Here is a 15,949-nt window from a genome sequence, read left to right on the forward strand (position 1 = left end):
CTGTCTGCGTTGACTTTGGATTCTTCGGCGTACACAGCGTACGCCCGTGATGTGTTCGGCTCCGTGTGTGGGCCAACCTCGGGCAGCGGGGGTGCATTCCCCCTTTTGCCGTCAGGCCGACGTCCGCTCGATCTCCCGCGGCTTGAGCTCGGCGTTCTCCAGGATGTCCGTCAGATGCCGCTCCACCACCGGCAGCACCTCGGCGATGGTCACGTCCCGTCCCAGCTCGTTGGCCAGCGAGGTGACGCCCGCGTCGCGGATCCCGCACGGGATGATGCGGTCGAACCAGGTGGTGTCCGGGTTCACGTTGAACGAGAAGCCGTGCATGGTGACGCCCTTGGCGACCCGGATGCCGATCTGGGCGAGCTTGCGGTCCTCCCGGCGCTGGCCGGCGTTGGAGGGCGCGTACTCCGGGCCGTTCAGGCGCGGGTCGAACTCCTCGTCGGTCAGGCGCGGGTCGAAGTCCAGGGAGAGACCGCCGAGGGCGGGGCGCTGGTCCACCGGGTCGCCGAGCACCCAGACGCCGCTGCGGCCCTCCACCCGGGTGGTCTCCACGCCGAACTCCGCGCAGGTGCGGATCAGGGCCTCTTCGAGACGGCGCACATGGGCGACGACGTCGACCGGGCGCGGGAGCTTCTGGATGGGGTAGCCCACCAGCTGGCCCGGGCCGTGCCAGGTGATCTTGCCGCCGCGGTCCACGTCGACGACCGGGGTGCCGTCCAGGGGGCGCTCGTCGGGGGCCGTGCGCCGCCCCGCCGTGTAGACCGGCGGGTGCTCCAGGAGCAGGCAGGTGTCGGGGACCTCGTCGGCGAAGCGTGCGGCGTGCACCCGACGCTGCTCGTCCCAGGCCTCCTGGTAGTCGACGGCCTCGGCACCGAACCCCATACGGACGAACCGCAACTCACTCACGGCAAGCGCCTCCCTAGAAGCTTCGTAAGGCGCGAAAGGCGCCCACGCCACTGTACGTCCAGCCCTGCGGTCGACAGGGCCGGGTGGCTCGTCAGCCGGACGGGGCAATCCTCACACGATCGGATGAATGCATGCCGTACGCTGCAATCGACTGCTCACTCTCCGCTACATTCACGCCGTTCACGAGGCCATAAGGGCTGCTCACCAAGGCGATACGGGTACCGCGGCGACCCGGGAGGCAGGCATGTCTTCCCGGGAGCTCCTGCGTCGGTGCCCGGGAGGCAGGAGACCGCACCGCAGATGACGGAACGACCCGCGCAGCGCACCCCCAACCGACAGCTCGCCGCGCTCATCGCAGAAGCGGGGTTCTCCAACGCCGGTCTCGCCCGTCGCGTCGACCAGCTGGGTCTCGAACACGGGCTCGATCTCAGATACGACAAGACATCCGTGACCCGCTGGCTGCGCGGGCAGCAGCCGCGCGGCACCACGCCCGCGCTCATCGCCGAGGTGTTCACCCGGCGGCTCGGCCGCCGGCTCACCGCGCAGGACCTCGGCCTCGACGCGTGCGCGCCGGTGTACGCGGGCCTGGAGTTCGCCGCCACCCCGGAGGAGGCCGTGGACATCGTCAGCGGTCTGTGGCGCAAGGACTCCGGCAGCCATGCCGAGCTGCGCAAGATCGCGTTCACCCCGGCCGGTCTCGTGGTGCCGAGCCGGGACTGGCTGATCGGCCGGGCCGACGACCGGGTCGGCCGCGGCGAGACCCTCGCCCGGGTCCCCGCCCAGGGCCGTCCCGCGTCCCCCAAGTTCTCGACCGCGCCCGAACCGGGAGGGTCCGCGTCCCGGCAGCGCAGCCAGTCCGAACGCGGCCCCGGCCAGAAGGTCACCGGCGGGGACATCGCCGCCCTCCGCTCGGTCGGCGAGCTGTTCCGTGCGCTCGACCACGCCTACGGCGGGGGCCACGCCCGCCAGGCCCTCGTGCGCTATCTGGAGCACGAGGCCGAACCGATGCTCCGCGGCAGCTACGGCGAGCAGACCGGCCGTCGGCTGTTCGCCGCGGCCGCCGATCTGACCCGGCTCGCGGGCTGGACGTCGTACGACATCGGCGCGCACGGTCTCGCCCAGCGCTACTTCGTGCAGGCGCTGCGGCTCGCCCAGGCGGCCGGGGACCGGATCTACGGGGCCTACGTGCTGATCACCATGAGCCGGCAGGCCGTCTACCTCGGCCATGGACGCGAGGCCGTGCAGCTCGCGCGCGTGGCCCAGCAGGGAGTGGGCACCTCCGCGCCCCCCGTCATCCAGGCGCTGCTGCACGCCGTGGAGGCGCGCGGCCACGGCGTGCTCGGCGAGGTGCGCGCGTGCACCGCCTCGCTGGTGCGGGCCGAGCGGGCGCTGGAGTCCGCCCGGCCGGGCGACGAAGTCCCGTACTGGGCCCGGTTCTTCGACGAGGCACAGCTCGCCGACGAGTTCGGGCACTGCCACCGGGATCTGCAGCAGTACCGGGCCGCGGTGCAGCACGCCGAGCGCTCGCTCCAGCTGCGGGCCCCCGGTTACGCCCGCAGCCGGCTGTTCTGCCGGGTCGTGCTCGCCTCGGCGCGACTCGGCCTCGGCGAGCTGGACCTCGCCTGCCAGCTGGCGGCCGAGGCCGCCGGACAGGCGTCGGAGATGCGGTCGGTGCGGGCGGTGGAGTACGTACGGGACTTCGAGCGCCGGCTGGAGCCGTACCGGGACGCGGCACCGGTGCGCGGGTACCGCGACAAGGTGGCCGCGCTGAGCTGAGCCTCAGGCCGCCGTGGGCAATGGGTCCGCCAGCCGGGTCGGGCCCGTGCCCAGGTCCGCGAGGAGGGCGGACGCGGCCCGGCGGCCCGAGTGCAGCGCGCCCTGGACCGTACTCGTGTCCCGGTGGTCGCCGCACACGTACAGCCCGGCCAGCAGCCGTACCGGCCGGCGCAGATCGTGCGGCGGCCGCATCGCCGGCACGGCCCGCGCCGTGTGGTGCACGGCCAGCGTCTCCCACCGGGTGGTCGAGGTGCCGTAGAGCCGTGCCAGATGGGCCCGTACGGCACCGTCCACGTCGTCGGGGGGTGTGCCGAGGACCGTGGAGGAGACCAGGGCGCGGCCCACGGGCGCCCGGGACGGGTCCACCAGGCTGACCACCGCCGTGTGGGCCACCGGACCGTCGCGGTCCGCGTCCAGCAGCAGTGAGGCACCGGTCCCCGGCGGCTCCTCCATGGTGTGGTGGACGACGGTGACGGGATGGAAGTCCGGCACACGCAGCCCCGGCAGCAGCTCGGCGGCGGCGGACGCGTCGGTGGCCAGCAGCACGGCCTGGCACCGCAGTTCACCGTGCTCCGCGGTGGTCACCCTCGTCGTGGAGACGGAGGTGGCGCGCACCCCGGTGTGCACGGTGCCCGGCGGCAGCGCCCGCGCCAGCAGCTCCGGCAGGACGTCCGCGCCGCCCTCCGGCATGCACAGCCGGCCGGTCGCGAAGGAGCGCAGCGCCAGATCGGCGCAGCGGCTCGACGTGGTCAGCTCCGGGTCGCACAACAGGGCGGCGAGCAGGGGGCGGAGGAAACCGTCGACGGCACGGGCGGGGATCCCGCGCGCCGCGAGCGCGTGCCGGGCGGCGGACTCGGGCCGGGCCAGCAGCCGTTCCATGGGGGACGTGGCGATCCGGGCCAGCTCCGCGCGGAGCCGTAGGGGCGCGACGAGGCCGGCCGCGCGTGATCCGCTCGCCAGCGAACGGGCCGTACGGCCCAGGCCGGTTGCGCTCACCGGGCGAGGCGCGGACGTCGACCGGGGAACGGCCGCGAGGGCGCGCACGGCGCTCAGCGCCGTCCGTGCGCCCCCTGCGCCCCCGCCCCCCACGGGGGCGCCCGCACGATGGTGGCGCCCCTCGCTGTGGACCAGGACACCCGGTGCGAAGGAGCGAAGGACGAGGGACTCGAGCCCCGGCGTCAGACGCAGTTCGGGGTACGCGGTGGACAGCAGCTGTCCGATCCGGTCGAGCCGGAAGCCGTCGACCTTCTCGGTCGACATGCGCCCGCCGACGTAAGGAGCGGCCTCCAGGACCGCGGTGGTGACTCCTGCGCTGGTCAGCCGATGGGCCGCCGCGAGGCCGGCGACCCCGGCGCCGACGATGACGACGTCCGCCTGATACACGGGCTGTAGCACGTGCCCCTCCTCGAGGTTGTGCGGCCGGTGGAGACGTCATGCCCCCAACTGGCTGGTGAGATACCCGAGTTCGGATCGAGCGTAGGTCCGTGAACGGTCAGGTGTAGTCGCGCATCAACAGAGCACGGTCGCACGGCGGTCGCATACAGTCGAAATCGACGTTCCCCTGTCTCTCTTCGCTATCGCACCCCGCCGAACCGCCGTGGCCGCACCGTCCGCTACCGCTGCAGCGCGGCCCGCAGCGCCTCCTCGATCCCCGGGAACGCGAAGGAGAACCCCGACTCCAGCAGCCGCTCGGGCACCACCCGTGCACTGCCGAGCACATCCCCGGACATCTCGCCGAGCGCCAACCGCAGCGCGGGGGCGGGTACCGGGAAGAGCGTCGGCCGGTGCAGCACGCGCCCCATGGCGTCGGTGATCTGACGGTTCGTCAAGGGTTCGGGGGCCGTCAGATTGAACGGCCCGGACAGGTCCTCACGGTCGATGAGGTGGCGGAGCGCCGCCACCTCGTCGTGCAGCGCGATGTACGACCAGTACTGCCGTCCGTCCCCCATGCGCCCGCCGAGCCCCGCCTGGAACAGCGGGAACAGCCGCCCCCAGGCCCCGCCCTCGCGGGCCACCACCAGCCCCGTCCGCGCGAACACCGTCCGCACGCCCGCCTCCTGCGCCGGGGCCGCGGCCTCCTCCCACTCCACGCACAGCGAGGGCAGGAAGCCGTCCCCGGGCGGTGCCGTCTCGTCGACCGCACGGTCCCCGGTCTCGCCGTAGTAGCCGATCGCGCTGCCGCTCACGAACACCCGCGGCGGCTCGGGCAGCGAGGCGACCGCCTCAGCGAGCGCCGCCGTGCCCAGCACCCGGCTGTCGCGGAGCGTCTTCTTGTAAGCGTCCGTCCAGCGATGGTCGCCGATTCCGGCACCGGCCAGGTTCACCACGGCGTCGCACCCGATGAGCCCCGCCGCGTCGACGTACTGCCCCTCGGGGTCCCAGCACACCTCCTCCTCGCCCCGGGCCGAGCGCCGCACCAGACGCACCACCTCGTGTCCGTCCGCGGTCAGCGATCGCACCAGGGCACTGCCGATCAGACCGGACGCACCGGCCACGGCGATTCGGGAACGTTGCATGCGTCCATCCTGCCCCGTGCGCCCCTCCCGACCCGTCCGGCGCCCGGAAAAGCACAGGACGGATTGTCGTGCCCCGGCCGTACAGTGACCGCATGTCCGATCTCCGTATACGCCTCGCCACGTCCGACGACGAGGACGTGCTCGGCCGCCTCGACGGTGCCACCTGGTCCCCGCTGCACTCCGTACAGCCGCGCCCCGAGCCGCCGTACGACCCCTTCTTCACCGAGCGAGTCCCGCCGCGCGACCACCTCGTGGCCGAACTCGGCGGCGCCGTCGTCGGCTATCTCCGGCTCGGTTTCCCGACCTCGCTGGCGTGCAACACGCACGTCCTGCAGATCCGGGGGCTCGCCGTCGCCGACGCGGCCCGTGGCACCGGGGCCGGCCGGGCGCTGCTGCGGGCCGCTCAGGAGGAGGCGCGGCGGCGGGGAGCCCGGCGCCTCACCCTGCGGGTTCTCGGACACAACACCCCGGCCCGGCGGCTCTACGAGTCCGAGGGGTTCACGGTGGAGGGGATCCTGCCCGAGGAGTTCCTGCTCGACGGGAAGTACGTCGACGACGTGCTCATGGGCATGTTCCTGTGAGCGCGCGCCCCGCCGGAGGTGCCCGCCGGCAGGGGCTCTGAGATCCCCAGGGCCTGTCTGACGATTCGCGCCGGATCAGCGCGTGGCGTCCGGCGCGGGGGGCACCTCCCAGCGATAGCCGGGGGAGCATCGCAAGGCGGTGGATCATCCGCTTACCGGATGTACTCGGGTGATCCGACAACGCGGCGAGGTGCCGTGCCCGGGGGCACCTCCCAGCCGCCGGGCTGGGGGAGTCGCGCGCCCGGCGGGAGATGTCAATACACCTAGCTCCTACGGCGTGACGAGGTCGCCCGTGTCCACCGATGCCGTGGCATGCGCCGCGCGTCCGGCGTCGCCCGCGACCTCGTCCGCCGTCAGCACGTAGCCCGTCTCCGCGTTCGAGGTGGAACGGGCGAAGACGACGCCGTAGACCCGGCCGTCCTTGGTGAGCAGCGGGCCGCCGGAGTTGCCGGGCAGCACGGTGGAGCGGATGGAGTAGATGTCCCGGGTGACCGTGTTCGAGCTGTAGATGTTCTGGCCCGTCGCCCGGATCCGGCTCGCGACCGTGGCGGCCCGCAGTGTCAGATCGCCGTCCTCCGGATAGCCCGCGACCACGGCCGAGTCGCCACGCTTGGCCTCGCCGTCGAAGCGCAGCACGGGCGCGTGCAGATCCGGCACGTACAGCACGGCCACGTCCCGGTCCGGGTCGAAGAGCACCACCCGGGCCGTGTACGACGGGCCGACACCGCCGACGCGGACCGTCGGGTGATCGATGCCCGCCACCACATGGGCGTTGGTCATGACATGCCCGGTCGCGTACACGAAGCCGCTGCCCTCACGGCCCTGGGTGCCGGCGGCGCCCTCGATCTTCACCGTGCTGAACTTGGCGGCGTTCGTCGCGCTCGGGGTGACGTCGTCCCCCGAGGGCTTGGGCACCCCGGCCGTCGGTTCGTTCTCGAACGGGTTGAAGACCTGGGGGAAGCCCGCCTGGGCGAGGGCGGTCGTGGCCCGCGAGAACCAGGCCGGGGTGGTGTCCGGCATCACGTTCTGCACGGAGCCCAGCAGCCGGGAGTCCCGGATCGAGTCCGTGACCAGCGGGGAGGAGGAGGCGCCCAGCACGCTCGCGGCCACCCACGCCACGATCAGCACGGCCAGTGTGTTGGCCGCCGCGCCGCCGATCCCGTCGGCCACCCGCAGCGGGCCGTGGTCCAGCTCGCGCCGCAGCTTCAGCGCGAGGCGCCCCGCCAGCTCGTGGACCATCACGGCCGGGACCAGCACCGTGAACACCGCGGTGACCGTCGCCGCAGTCGTCCCCCGCGTCACCAGGTCCATCACCCACGGCAGGATCCACACACCGATGACGGCGCCGCCCACGAAGCCGGCCAGGGAGACGCAGCCGGCCACCAGCCCGCGCCGGTAGCCGGACGCCGCATAGGCCAGGATGACCAGCATCAGCAGGATGTCGAGCAGGTCCACGAAGCCGCCTTTCTCTAGGACCCCTTCAGTACGCGTTAGTACGCGCCACAGGGGCCCAGTGATCAGCCGCGCGCGGGGGGCGCCCGAAAAGCGGCCACGCGCGTCGACCTGTTAAAACGTCCCGGACCGGGACAATGGTTCCGCCAGGTGGCACAGCGCACGTCGCGCAGCCGGTGGGGGCGGCCGAGAGTGGGGCCATGCGTGTCTTGCCAAGAGCCGGTCTGGTGCGACCACGGCGTGTACGGGTTCGGGGAACCACCCTGCTGCTGCTCGGCTGTGTGCCCGGGTTCGCCGCCTCCCTGACCCTGATGACGTGCGCCTCCCGGGTCGAGCAGACGGTGGCGCTCCAGCGCTCGCATCCGGTCGAGGCCCGGTCCGCCGTGCTGCACCAGGCACCCAGGCCGCGGATCGTGCCGCGGTCGGCCTGGGCGGGCGGTGGCCTGCCGGGCCAGCCGTCGCCCCGCTACGACGACAAGGTCATCGCGGTGTTCGTGCACCACACCGACTCGCCCAACCGCTACGACTGCGCCGACGTGCCCCGCATCATCAGGGCGCTGGACGCGGGCCAGATCGGCTACCGGCGGTGGGACGACATCGGCTACAACTTCCTCGTCGACCGCTGCGGCACGATCTACGAGGGCCGCGCGGGCGGCGTGGAACGTCCCGTCACCGGCGCCCACACCCTGGGCTTCAACCACCGCACGGCCGGCATCGCCGCGATCGGCACCTTCACGGCGGGCGTGCCCGTGCCCCGGGCCCTGACCGACGCGATCGCGGCTCTGGCCGCCTGGAAGCTGGGCCTCGCGGACATCGACCCGCGCACCAAGGTCCGGCTCGTCTCCAGCAGTGGCAAGAGCCTCTACAAGGAGGGCGCCACCGCGATGCTGCCCGCCCTCGCGGCCCACCGGGACGGCTATGCGACCAGTTGCCCGGGCGCGGCCCTCAGCGCCCTCCTCCCGGCGATCAGGGAACGGGCGGCCCATCTGCAGGGCAGACGGTGACCGCCCGGGCCCGGCGGCCCGGGGACGCACCTTGAGGGCGCCGCACGGCCCACGGGGGTGTGCCCCGTGCCGCCGCGAGGCCCATAGGCCCCTCACAGGCCAGGCGCAGAGTCCTCCGATTTCCGCGTCCTACGGTCGTGCCCGGAAGCCGACCGGAGGTGGGGATCATGAGCGGCGTCAGCCGTACGGAGACGAAGAGGACACGCGCCTGGGCCGGGGCCGTGCGCAACCCCTGGACGGTGGTCTGCGCGGTGGCGACGGTCGTGCTGGGGCCGGCCGCGGCCACGGCGTCCGCCCTCGACCAGGCCAACCGGGCGCCGCTGCACCACACGGCCGAGACCGGCCGGGAGCCGGGTCAGTCCTTGAAGCGGTCCCACAGCCTCGGGTAGCGCTCGGCGAGCGCGGACTCGTCCTCCAGGTCGAACGGTGTCCCCTGCGGCTCGGAGGCCGTCGGCGGGATGCCCAGGTCGGGCGCCACGGTCCCGGTGAGCTGCTCGTACGCCTCGTCCGCGGCGTAGCCGAGCTCCTCGCCGTCCCCGTCGACCTCCTCGTCGAAGTCCCCGAGCAGACCGGCCAGCGCGTCGGGGTCGTGCAGGGCTCCCTCGTAGACCTCCCGGCCCTGGCCGATCAGCCAGCAGCGGAAGAAGTCGAACGCGTCGTCGCTCGCCCCGTCCAGCAGCACCCAGGCGGCGCCCCACAGGTCCCAGCGGTAGGCACGGTTGTAGCGGCCCTCGAAGTGACGGGCGAAGTCCAGCACGGTCTCCGGGTCCAGCTGGAGCAGCCGTTCGACGAGCTGGTCGGCCTGTTCCTCGGGGTCGCCCCCGGCGGCCTCCCGGCTCGCGTCCACCAGTTCCCAGAACTCCGTCTCGTCCATCACGGGAACCAGCATCGGCCCTCGGCGGGTGCCGCGCACGCGGAGTGCCGCGGGATCTCAGGGGCCGTAGAGCCGGGCGATCCGCCGCGCGTCCCGGGCGAACAGGGCGCGCAGCCCCGGGGGCGAGAGCACCTCGACCTCCGGCCCCAGCGCCGTGAGTTGTGCGTGCGCGACGTCCTCGGACTCCACCGGCAGGGTCACCGTCACCCACCCCTGCCCGTCCGGGGCGTCCGCGGCCGCCCGCGCCGCACGGGCCGACGCGGGATCCACGGCGTACGGCAGTCTGCGCACGCCCTCCGCGGAAAGCCGCACCACGACCTCGGCCCGCAGGAGGGACCGCGCGAACCGCTCGGCCTGCTCCGCCCAGAAGGCCGGCAGATCGAAGTCCTCGTCCCGTGCGAACCGCTCCGCCCGGGGGTCCACGGCCGTACAGCGGTCGACGCGGTACACCCGGAAGGCCCCGGCCTCCGTCGCCCGCGCGCACAGGTACCACACGCCCGCCTTGAGCACGAGCCCGTACGGTTCCAGCTCCCGCTCCACCTCCTGCGCGCCGCGCCGGTACCGCGCGGTGATCCGCCGGTCGTCCCAGACCGCCTCCGCGACCTCGGGCAGCAGCGGCGGGGTCTTCGGGTCCGTGAACCAGGCGGGCGCGTCCAGATGGAACCGCTGCGCCGCCGTACGGGAGGCGTCGCGCAAGGAGGGCAGGAGGGCGGCGGACACCTTCAGCCGGGCCGCGGAGGCCGCGTCCGCCAGGCCCATCTCGCGCAGCGCGCCCGGCACCCCGCTGAGGAACAGCGCCTCGGCCTCGTCGCGCGCGAGCCCGGTCAGCCGGGTGCGGTAGCCGCCCAGGAGCCGGTAGCCCCCGGCCCGCCCACGGTCCGCGTACACCGGGACCCCCGCCTCGGCGAGGGCCTGCGCGTCACGGGTGACGGTCCGCTCCGACACCTCCAGCTCCCGGGCCAGCTCGGCCGCCGTCATCGAGGTCCGGGACTGGAGCAGCAGCACCATGGTGATCAGACGAGCGGCACGCATGCGGCCATCATGCCGTCGCCCACCGACAGCGAGGGGTACGACGAAGGGGCACGGCAGTCGCCGTGCCCCTTCGCCTCACCGCATCACGAGCCCTTACAGGCCGTACTTGTCCCTGGCCTCCTTGACGGCCGTCGCCTTGACCTCGCCACGCCGGGCGAGCTGGGCGAGGGCCGCGACCACGATCGACGGGGCGTCGACACCGAAGTGGCGGCGGGCCGCCTCACGGGTGTCCGAGAGGCCGAAGCCGTCGGCGCCCAGCGAGGAGTAGTCCTGCTCCACCCACTGCGCGATCTGGTCGGGGACCTGGCGCATGTAGTCGGACACCGCGAGGACCGGGCCCTCGGCGCCCTGGAGCGCCTGCCGGATGTACGGCACCCGCTCCTCGCCCCGCAGCAGTGCCGCGTCCGCCTCCAGGGCGTCCCGGCGCAGCTCGCCCCAGGACGTCGCCGACCACACGTCCGCCGCGACGCCCCACTCCTCGGCGAGCAGCTTCTGCGCGTCGAGCGCCCAGTGGATCGCGGTGCCGGAGCCCAGCAGCTGGATGCGCGGGGCGTTGGCCGCGGGGGACAGGCCCGCCGACTCCGCCGTGTTGTAGCGGTACAGGCCCTTGACGATGCCCTCGTCGACACCGAGGCCGGACGGCTTCGCCGGCTGCGGCAGCGGCTCGTTGTAGACCGTGAGGTAGTAGAAGACGTTCGGGTCCTCGCCCGGGGCCGTCTCGCCGTACATACGGCGCAGACCCTCCTTGACGATCACGGCGATCTCGTACGCGAAGGCCGGGTCGTAGGTCAGCGCGGCCGGGTTGGTGGCCGCGATCACCGGGGAGTGGCCGTCGGCGTGCTGCAGGCCCTCGCCTGTGAGCGTCGTACGGCCGGCCGTGGCGCCGACGAGGAAGCCGCGGCCCAGCTGGTCGCCGAGCTGCCACATCTGGTCGGCGGTGCGCTGCCAGCCGAACATCGAGTAGAAGATGTAGAACGGGATCATCGCCTCGCCGTGCGTCGCGTACGACGACGATGCGGCGATGAAGTCGGCCATCGAACCGGCCTCGGTGATCCCCTCGTTGAGGATCTGGCCGTTCTTGGCCTCCTTGTAGTACATCAGCTGGTCACGGTCGACCGGCTCGTACGTCTGGCCCTTCGGCGAGTAGATGCCGAGGGACGGGAAGAGCGACTCCATCCCGAAGGTGCGCGCCTCGTCGGGGACGATCGGCACCCAGCGCTTGCCCGTCTCCTTGTCGCGGACCAGGTCCTTGACCAGGCGGACGAAGGCCATGGTGGTCGCCACGTTCTGCGAGCCGGAGCCCTTGTCGAAGGCGGCGAAGGCCTTGTCGGCGGGCGCGGGCAGCGGCGCGAGCGGGTGGACACGGCGGGCCGGGGCCGGACCGCCGAGGGCCGCGCGGCGCTCCTGGAGGTAGCGGACCTCGGGGGAGTCGGCGCCCGGGTGGCCGTAGGGCACCACGCCGTCGGCGAACTGCGCGTCGGAGATCGGCAGCTCCAGGCGGTCGCGCATCGCCTTGAACTCGTCCACCGTCAGCTTCTTCATCTGGTGGTTGGCGTTCTTCGAGGCGAAGCCCGTGCCGAGGGTGTGGCCCTTGACCGTCTGCGCCAGGATCACCGTCGGGGCGCCCTTGTGTGCCAGGGCGGCCTTGTAGGCGGCGTACACCTTGCGCGACTCGTGACCGCCGCGGGAGAAGTGGAAGCAGTCGAGGATCTTGTCGTCGCTCAGCAGCCTCGCCATCTCGACGAGCGCCGGGTCCTTGCCGAAGAAGTCCTGGCGGATGTAGGCGGCGTCGCGGGTCTGGTAGGTCTGGACCTGCGCGTCCGGTACCTCGCGCAGCCGGCGTACCAGCGCGCCCGTGGTGTCGAGGGCGAACAGCTCGTCCCAGGCGCTGCCCCACAGCGTCTTGACGACGTTCCAGCCGGCGCCGCGGAACTGGGCCTCCAGCTCCTGCACGATCTTGAAGTTGGCGCGGACCGGGCCGTCGAGGCGCTGCAGGTTGCAGTTGATGACGAAGGTCAGGTTGTCCAGCTGCTCACGGGCGGCCAGCGCGAGTGCGGCCGTCGACTCCGGCTCGTCCATCTCGCCGTCGCCGAGGAAGGCCCAGACGTGCGACGCCGAGACGTCCTTGATGCCGCGGTTGGTGAGGTAGCGGTTGAAGCGCGCCTGATAGATCGCCGACAGCGGGCCGAGCCCCATGGAGACAGTGGGGAACTCCCACAGCCAGGGCAGCCGGCGCGGGTGCGGGTAGGAGGGCAGGCCGTTGCCGCCGGCCTCCTGGCGGAAGTTGTCGAGGTGGTGCTCGTTCAGCCGGCCGTCGAGGAAGGCGCGGGCGTAGATGCCGGGGGAGGCGTGGCCCTGGATGTACAGCTGGTCGCCCGAACCATCGCCCTCCTTGCCGTGGAAGAAGTGGTTGAAGCCCGTCTCGTAGAGCCAGGCCGCGGAGGCGAAGGTGGCGATGTGACCGCCGACGCCGTACTTGCTGCCACGGGTCACCATCGCGGCCGCGTTCCAGCGGTTCCAGGCGGTGATCCGGGCCTCCATCGCCTCGTCACCGGGCACGGCGGGCTCGGCGGCGGTCGGGATGGTGTTGACGTAGTCCGTCTCGAGGAGCTTCGGCAGCGCGACGCCGGTGCCCTCGGCTCGTTCCAGTGTGCGGCGCAGCAGGTACGCGGCACGGTGCGGCCCGGCCGCCTTGGTGACGGCGTCCAGGGAGGCCTGCCATTCGGCGGTCTCCTCGGGGTCGCGGTCCGGGAGCTGGTCGAGCTCGCTCGGCTGGATGGCCTTGGGGTCGGTCATGTCGCCGCCTTCCTCAGTCGAAGGGGGTTCCCTCATCGGTAAGGGTCAGGGGGTGCCCTTGTGTCTTTGGCAGGACAGGGCGATGGACTTCGGTGGAAGTCCATCGGCGACTGTAACTCCCTGATCGATGATCGATCAAAGGATCGACGGCCAAAACCTCTCGATTTCGAGAAAGTCGGCACGCGGTGCCTTCGAACGAGACACCGAGTGTCGCGTCTTCCTGCCGTTTTCGCAGGTCCGCGGGCGTCTGAGCGGGGGAATGCTCGGGTGACGCGGACCGGCTTTCCCGGGGGGCCGAACGGGCCTGGCCTCTCGGGTCGGTGGGGTCCGGCTTCCCGGGTCGGTGGGGTCCGGCTTCGCGGGTCCGTGGGGCCCGGTTCCCGGGTCCGGGAGAACCGCTTCCTAGGCGCGCGGGGCGCATCCCAGGACGTGTGCCTTCACGATCTCCGCGATCCGGGGGTCGCGCCGCTGGAACGCGGCCACCAGCTCCTCGTGCTCCTCCGCGTACGACTGCTGCACCGTCCCCAGCCAGCGGATCGACAGGGCCGTGAACACCTCGATGCCCAGGCCCTCCCAGGTGTGCAGCAGCACCGAGTTCCCGGCCGCCCGCACCAGTTCCCGGTGGAAGGCGACCGTGTGCCGCACCTGCGCCGTGCCGTCCGCCCTGCGGTCCGCCTCGTAAAGGGCCGTGACGTGCGGTTCCAGGGCCGAACAGTCATCCGCCAGCCGGCCGGCCGCCAGCTCCGCCGCGATGGCCTCCAGGCCGGCTCGGACGGGGTAGCTCTCCTCCAGGTCGGCGGCCGTCAGATTCCGCACCCGTACGCCCTTGTTGGGCGCCGACTCGATCAGCCGCAGCGACTCCAGCTCCCGCAGCGCCTCCCGGACCGGTGTCTGGCTGACCTCCAGCTCGGTGGCGATCCGCCGCTCCACGATCCGCTCGCCCGGCTTCCAGCGCCCGCTGACGATCCCCTCCACGATGTGCTCGCGGATCTGCTCGCGCAGCGAGTGGACGACGGGCGCGGTCATGGGGGCTCCTCAGTCGGGGCGTTCGACGCTTAGACAATACGGCCGCGAGCCCAGGAGGGAAGGGCGCATGCGGGGGCTTTCCCGCAGGTGAGACGAGGCTTACACATCGCTGTAACGGGCAGACACGGCGCCCCCGCCCGGAACGTCCGGACGGGGGCGCCGTGGATCAGGCCGACTGTCGGCGGCCCGGAGAGGATCAGAGGCCGAGCTCGACCTCGAACTCGCCGGCCTCCAGGATCGCCTTGACCGCGGTCAGGTAGCGGGCGGCGTCGGCGCCGTCCACCAGACGGTGATCGTAGGAGAGGGTCAGGTAGGTCATGTCGCGGACGCCGATGACCGTGCCCTCCTCGGTCTCGATGACCGCCGGGCGCTTGACGGTGGCACCGATGCCGAGGATCGCGACCTGGCCCGGCGGCACGATGATCGTGTCGAACAGGGCGCCGCGCGAACCGGTGTTGCTGATGGTGAAGGTCGCGCCGGACAGCTCGTCCGGGGTGATCTTGCTGGCCCGGACCTTGCCCGCCAGCTCGGCCGTGGCCTTGGCGATACCCGCGATGTTGAGGTCACCGGCGTGCTTGATGACCGGGGTCATCAGGCCCTTCTCGGAGTCCACCGCGATACCGACGTTCTCGGTGTCGAAGTAGGTGATGGTGCCCTCGGCCTCGTTGATCTTGGCGTTGATGACCGGGTGGGCCTTCAGCGCCTGGGCCGCCGCCTTCACGAAGAACGGCATCGGGGAGAGCTTGACGCCCTCTCGGGCCGCGAACGTGTCCTTGGCCTGGGCGCGCAGACGCATCAGGCGGGTCACGTCGACCTCGACCACCGAGGACAGCTGGGCCTGCTCGTGCAGGGCCTTGACCATGTTGTCGCCGATGACCTTGCGGATCCGCGGCATCTTCACGGTCTGACCGCGCAGCGGGGAGACCTCCAGGACCGGAGCCTTCTTCGCGGCCGGGGCGGCGGCGGGAGCGGCGGCCGGAGCCGGAGCCACGGCCTTCGCGGCCTCGGCGGCGGCGATGACGTCCTGCTTGCGGATGCGGCCGCCGACGCCGGTGCCCTTGACGGTGGACAGGTCGACGCCGTTCTCGGCGGCGAGCTTGCGCACCAGCGGGGTCACGTACGCGCCCTCGTCGGTCGCCTGGGCGGCGGCCGGGACCGGGGTGACCGGGGCGGGCGCCGGCGCGGCCGGAGCCGGGGCCGGAGCGGCAGCGGCGGGGGCCGCCGGAGCGGGGGCCGGGGCGGCGGGCGCCGGGGCCGGAGGCGCGGCCGGAGCCGCGGGGGCGGCGGGCGCCGGGGCGGCAGCGGCGGGCGCCGGAGCCGGGGCGGCCGGGGCCGGAGCGGCGGCGGGGGCGGCACCCGGCTGGCCGATGACGGCGAGCTTGGCGCCGACCTCGGCGGTCTCGTCCTCGCCGACCACGATCTCCAGGAGCACGCCGGAGGCGGGCGCCGGGATCTCGGTGTCGACCTTGTCGGTGGAGACCTCGAGCAGCGGCTCGTCGGCCTCGACGGAGTCGCCGACCGCCTTCAGCCAGCGGGTGACGGTGCCCTCGGTGACCGACTCTCCGAGCGCGGGCAGGACCACGTCCGTGCCCTGGGCGGCACCGGCGGGGGCGGCGGCAGGGGCCGGAGCCGGGGCGGCCGGTGCCTCGGCGACCGGCGCCGGGGCGGGCTCGGCGGCCGGAGCGGGGGCCTCGGCGGCGGCCGGGGCCGGAGCCGCGGCGGGGGCGCCCGTGCCGTCGTCGATGACGGCCAGCTCGGCGCCGACCTCGACGGTCTCGTCCTCGGCGACCTTGATCGAGGTCAGCACGCCGGAGGCGGGGGCGGGGATCTCGGTGTCGACCTTGTCGGTGGAGACCTCGAGCAGCGGCTCGTCGGCCTCGACGCGTTCGCCCTCGGCCTTCAGCCAGCGGGTGACGGTGCCCTCGGTGACGCTCTCACCGAGCGCCGGGAGGGTTACGGAAACCGGCATGGTTTCGGTTGCTC

At 72.9% G+C, this 15,949-nt stretch carries 13 protein-coding genes; 4 read left to right on the top strand and 9 right to left on the bottom strand.

Annotated features, from left to right (window positions below):
* Positions 1-111: 111 nt before the first annotated feature.
* A complete protein-coding gene (gene lipB / locus ACFY2Z_RS00845) occupies positions 112-909 on the bottom strand; it encodes a lipoyl(octanoyl) transferase LipB (protein WP_390742030.1) in 798 nt (265 codons plus the stop codon).
* Positions 910-1,209: 300 nt separating this feature from the next.
* On the opposite strand from lipB, the gene ACFY2Z_RS00850 reads away from it, so the two are divergent.
* Entirely contained in the window at positions 1,210-2,685 is a 1,476-nt protein-coding gene (locus ACFY2Z_RS00850; protein ID WP_390742031.1) for a regulator, read from the top strand.
* A gap of 3 nt (positions 2,686-2,688) precedes the next feature.
* Here the strand turns inward: ACFY2Z_RS00850 and ACFY2Z_RS00855 are convergent, their stop codons facing one another.
* Positions 2,689-4,080 carry an NAD(P)/FAD-dependent oxidoreductase gene (locus ACFY2Z_RS00855; RefSeq protein ID WP_390742032.1) on the bottom strand — a complete coding sequence of 464 codons (1,392 nt, stop codon included), beginning with the start codon at positions 4,078-4,080 and terminating at the stop codon, positions 2,689-2,691.
* Between the two features lie 218 nt (positions 4,081-4,298).
* Complete coding sequence (locus tag ACFY2Z_RS00860) at positions 4,299-5,201, bottom strand: TIGR01777 family oxidoreductase (RefSeq protein WP_390742033.1); 903 nt, start codon at positions 5,199-5,201, stop codon at positions 4,299-4,301.
* 92 nt (positions 5,202-5,293) lie between these two features.
* Between ACFY2Z_RS00860 and ACFY2Z_RS00865 the strand changes: the two genes are divergently transcribed.
* The gene (locus ACFY2Z_RS00865; RefSeq protein WP_390742034.1) at positions 5,294-5,782 is read left to right on the top strand and encodes a GNAT family N-acetyltransferase; all 489 of its coding nucleotides are present in this window, start codon (positions 5,294-5,296) and stop codon (positions 5,780-5,782) included.
* Between the two features lie 270 nt (positions 5,783-6,052).
* Here ACFY2Z_RS00865 and ACFY2Z_RS00870 read toward each other — a convergent pair whose 3' ends face one another.
* Entirely contained in the window at positions 6,053-7,237 is a 1,185-nt protein-coding gene (locus tag ACFY2Z_RS00870; RefSeq protein ID WP_390742035.1) for a MarP family serine protease, read from the bottom strand.
* 197 nt (positions 7,238-7,434) lie between these two features.
* Between ACFY2Z_RS00870 and ACFY2Z_RS00875 the strand changes: the two genes are divergently transcribed.
* Together ACFY2Z_RS00875 and ACFY2Z_RS00880 are read left to right on the top strand one after the other, a co-directional pair.
* Positions 7,435-8,238, top strand: coding sequence for a peptidoglycan recognition protein (locus tag ACFY2Z_RS00875; RefSeq protein WP_390742036.1), 804 nt, complete (start codon positions 7,435-7,437; stop codon positions 8,236-8,238).
* 167 nt (positions 8,239-8,405) lie between these two features.
* On the top strand, positions 8,406-8,627 hold the full coding sequence (locus ACFY2Z_RS00880; protein WP_390742037.1) for a hypothetical protein: 222 nt from the start codon (positions 8,406-8,408) through the stop codon (positions 8,625-8,627).
* Here ACFY2Z_RS00880 and ACFY2Z_RS00885 read toward each other — a convergent pair.
* The 5 genes from ACFY2Z_RS00885 to sucB form a co-directional block, all read right to left on the bottom strand.
* On the bottom strand, positions 8,594-9,112 hold the full coding sequence (locus ACFY2Z_RS00885; protein WP_390742414.1) for a DUF4240 domain-containing protein: 519 nt from the start codon (positions 9,110-9,112) through the stop codon (positions 8,594-8,596). The two genes, ACFY2Z_RS00880 and ACFY2Z_RS00885, sit on opposite strands and share 34 nt — an antisense overlap.
* Positions 9,113-9,169: 57 nt before the next feature.
* The gene (locus ACFY2Z_RS00890) at positions 9,170-10,144 is read right to left on the bottom strand and encodes a helix-turn-helix transcriptional regulator (protein WP_390742038.1); all 975 of its coding nucleotides are present in this window, start codon (positions 10,142-10,144) and stop codon (positions 9,170-9,172) included.
* A gap of 93 nt (positions 10,145-10,237) precedes the next feature.
* A complete protein-coding gene (gene aceE, locus ACFY2Z_RS00895; RefSeq protein WP_390742039.1) occupies positions 10,238-12,940 on the bottom strand; it encodes a pyruvate dehydrogenase (acetyl-transferring), homodimeric type in 2,703 nt (900 codons plus the stop codon).
* A 402-nt stretch (positions 12,941-13,342) separates the two neighbouring features.
* Positions 13,343-13,966 (bottom strand): GntR family transcriptional regulator, encoded by a 624-nt coding sequence (locus ACFY2Z_RS00900; protein WP_390742040.1) that lies wholly within the window; start codon positions 13,964-13,966, stop codon positions 13,343-13,345.
* A gap of 196 nt (positions 13,967-14,162) precedes the next feature.
* Positions 14,163-15,935: a 2-oxoglutarate dehydrogenase, E2 component, dihydrolipoamide succinyltransferase gene (sucB, locus tag ACFY2Z_RS00905; RefSeq protein WP_390742041.1), complete on the bottom strand. Its 1,773-nt coding sequence runs from the start codon at positions 15,933-15,935 to the stop codon at positions 14,163-14,165.
* Positions 15,936-15,949 lie beyond the last annotated feature (14 nt).

The organism is Streptomyces sp. NPDC001222, assembly GCF_042896945.1.
Taxonomy (GTDB): domain Bacteria; phylum Actinomycetota; class Actinomycetes; order Streptomycetales; family Streptomycetaceae; genus Streptomyces; species Streptomyces gibsoniae.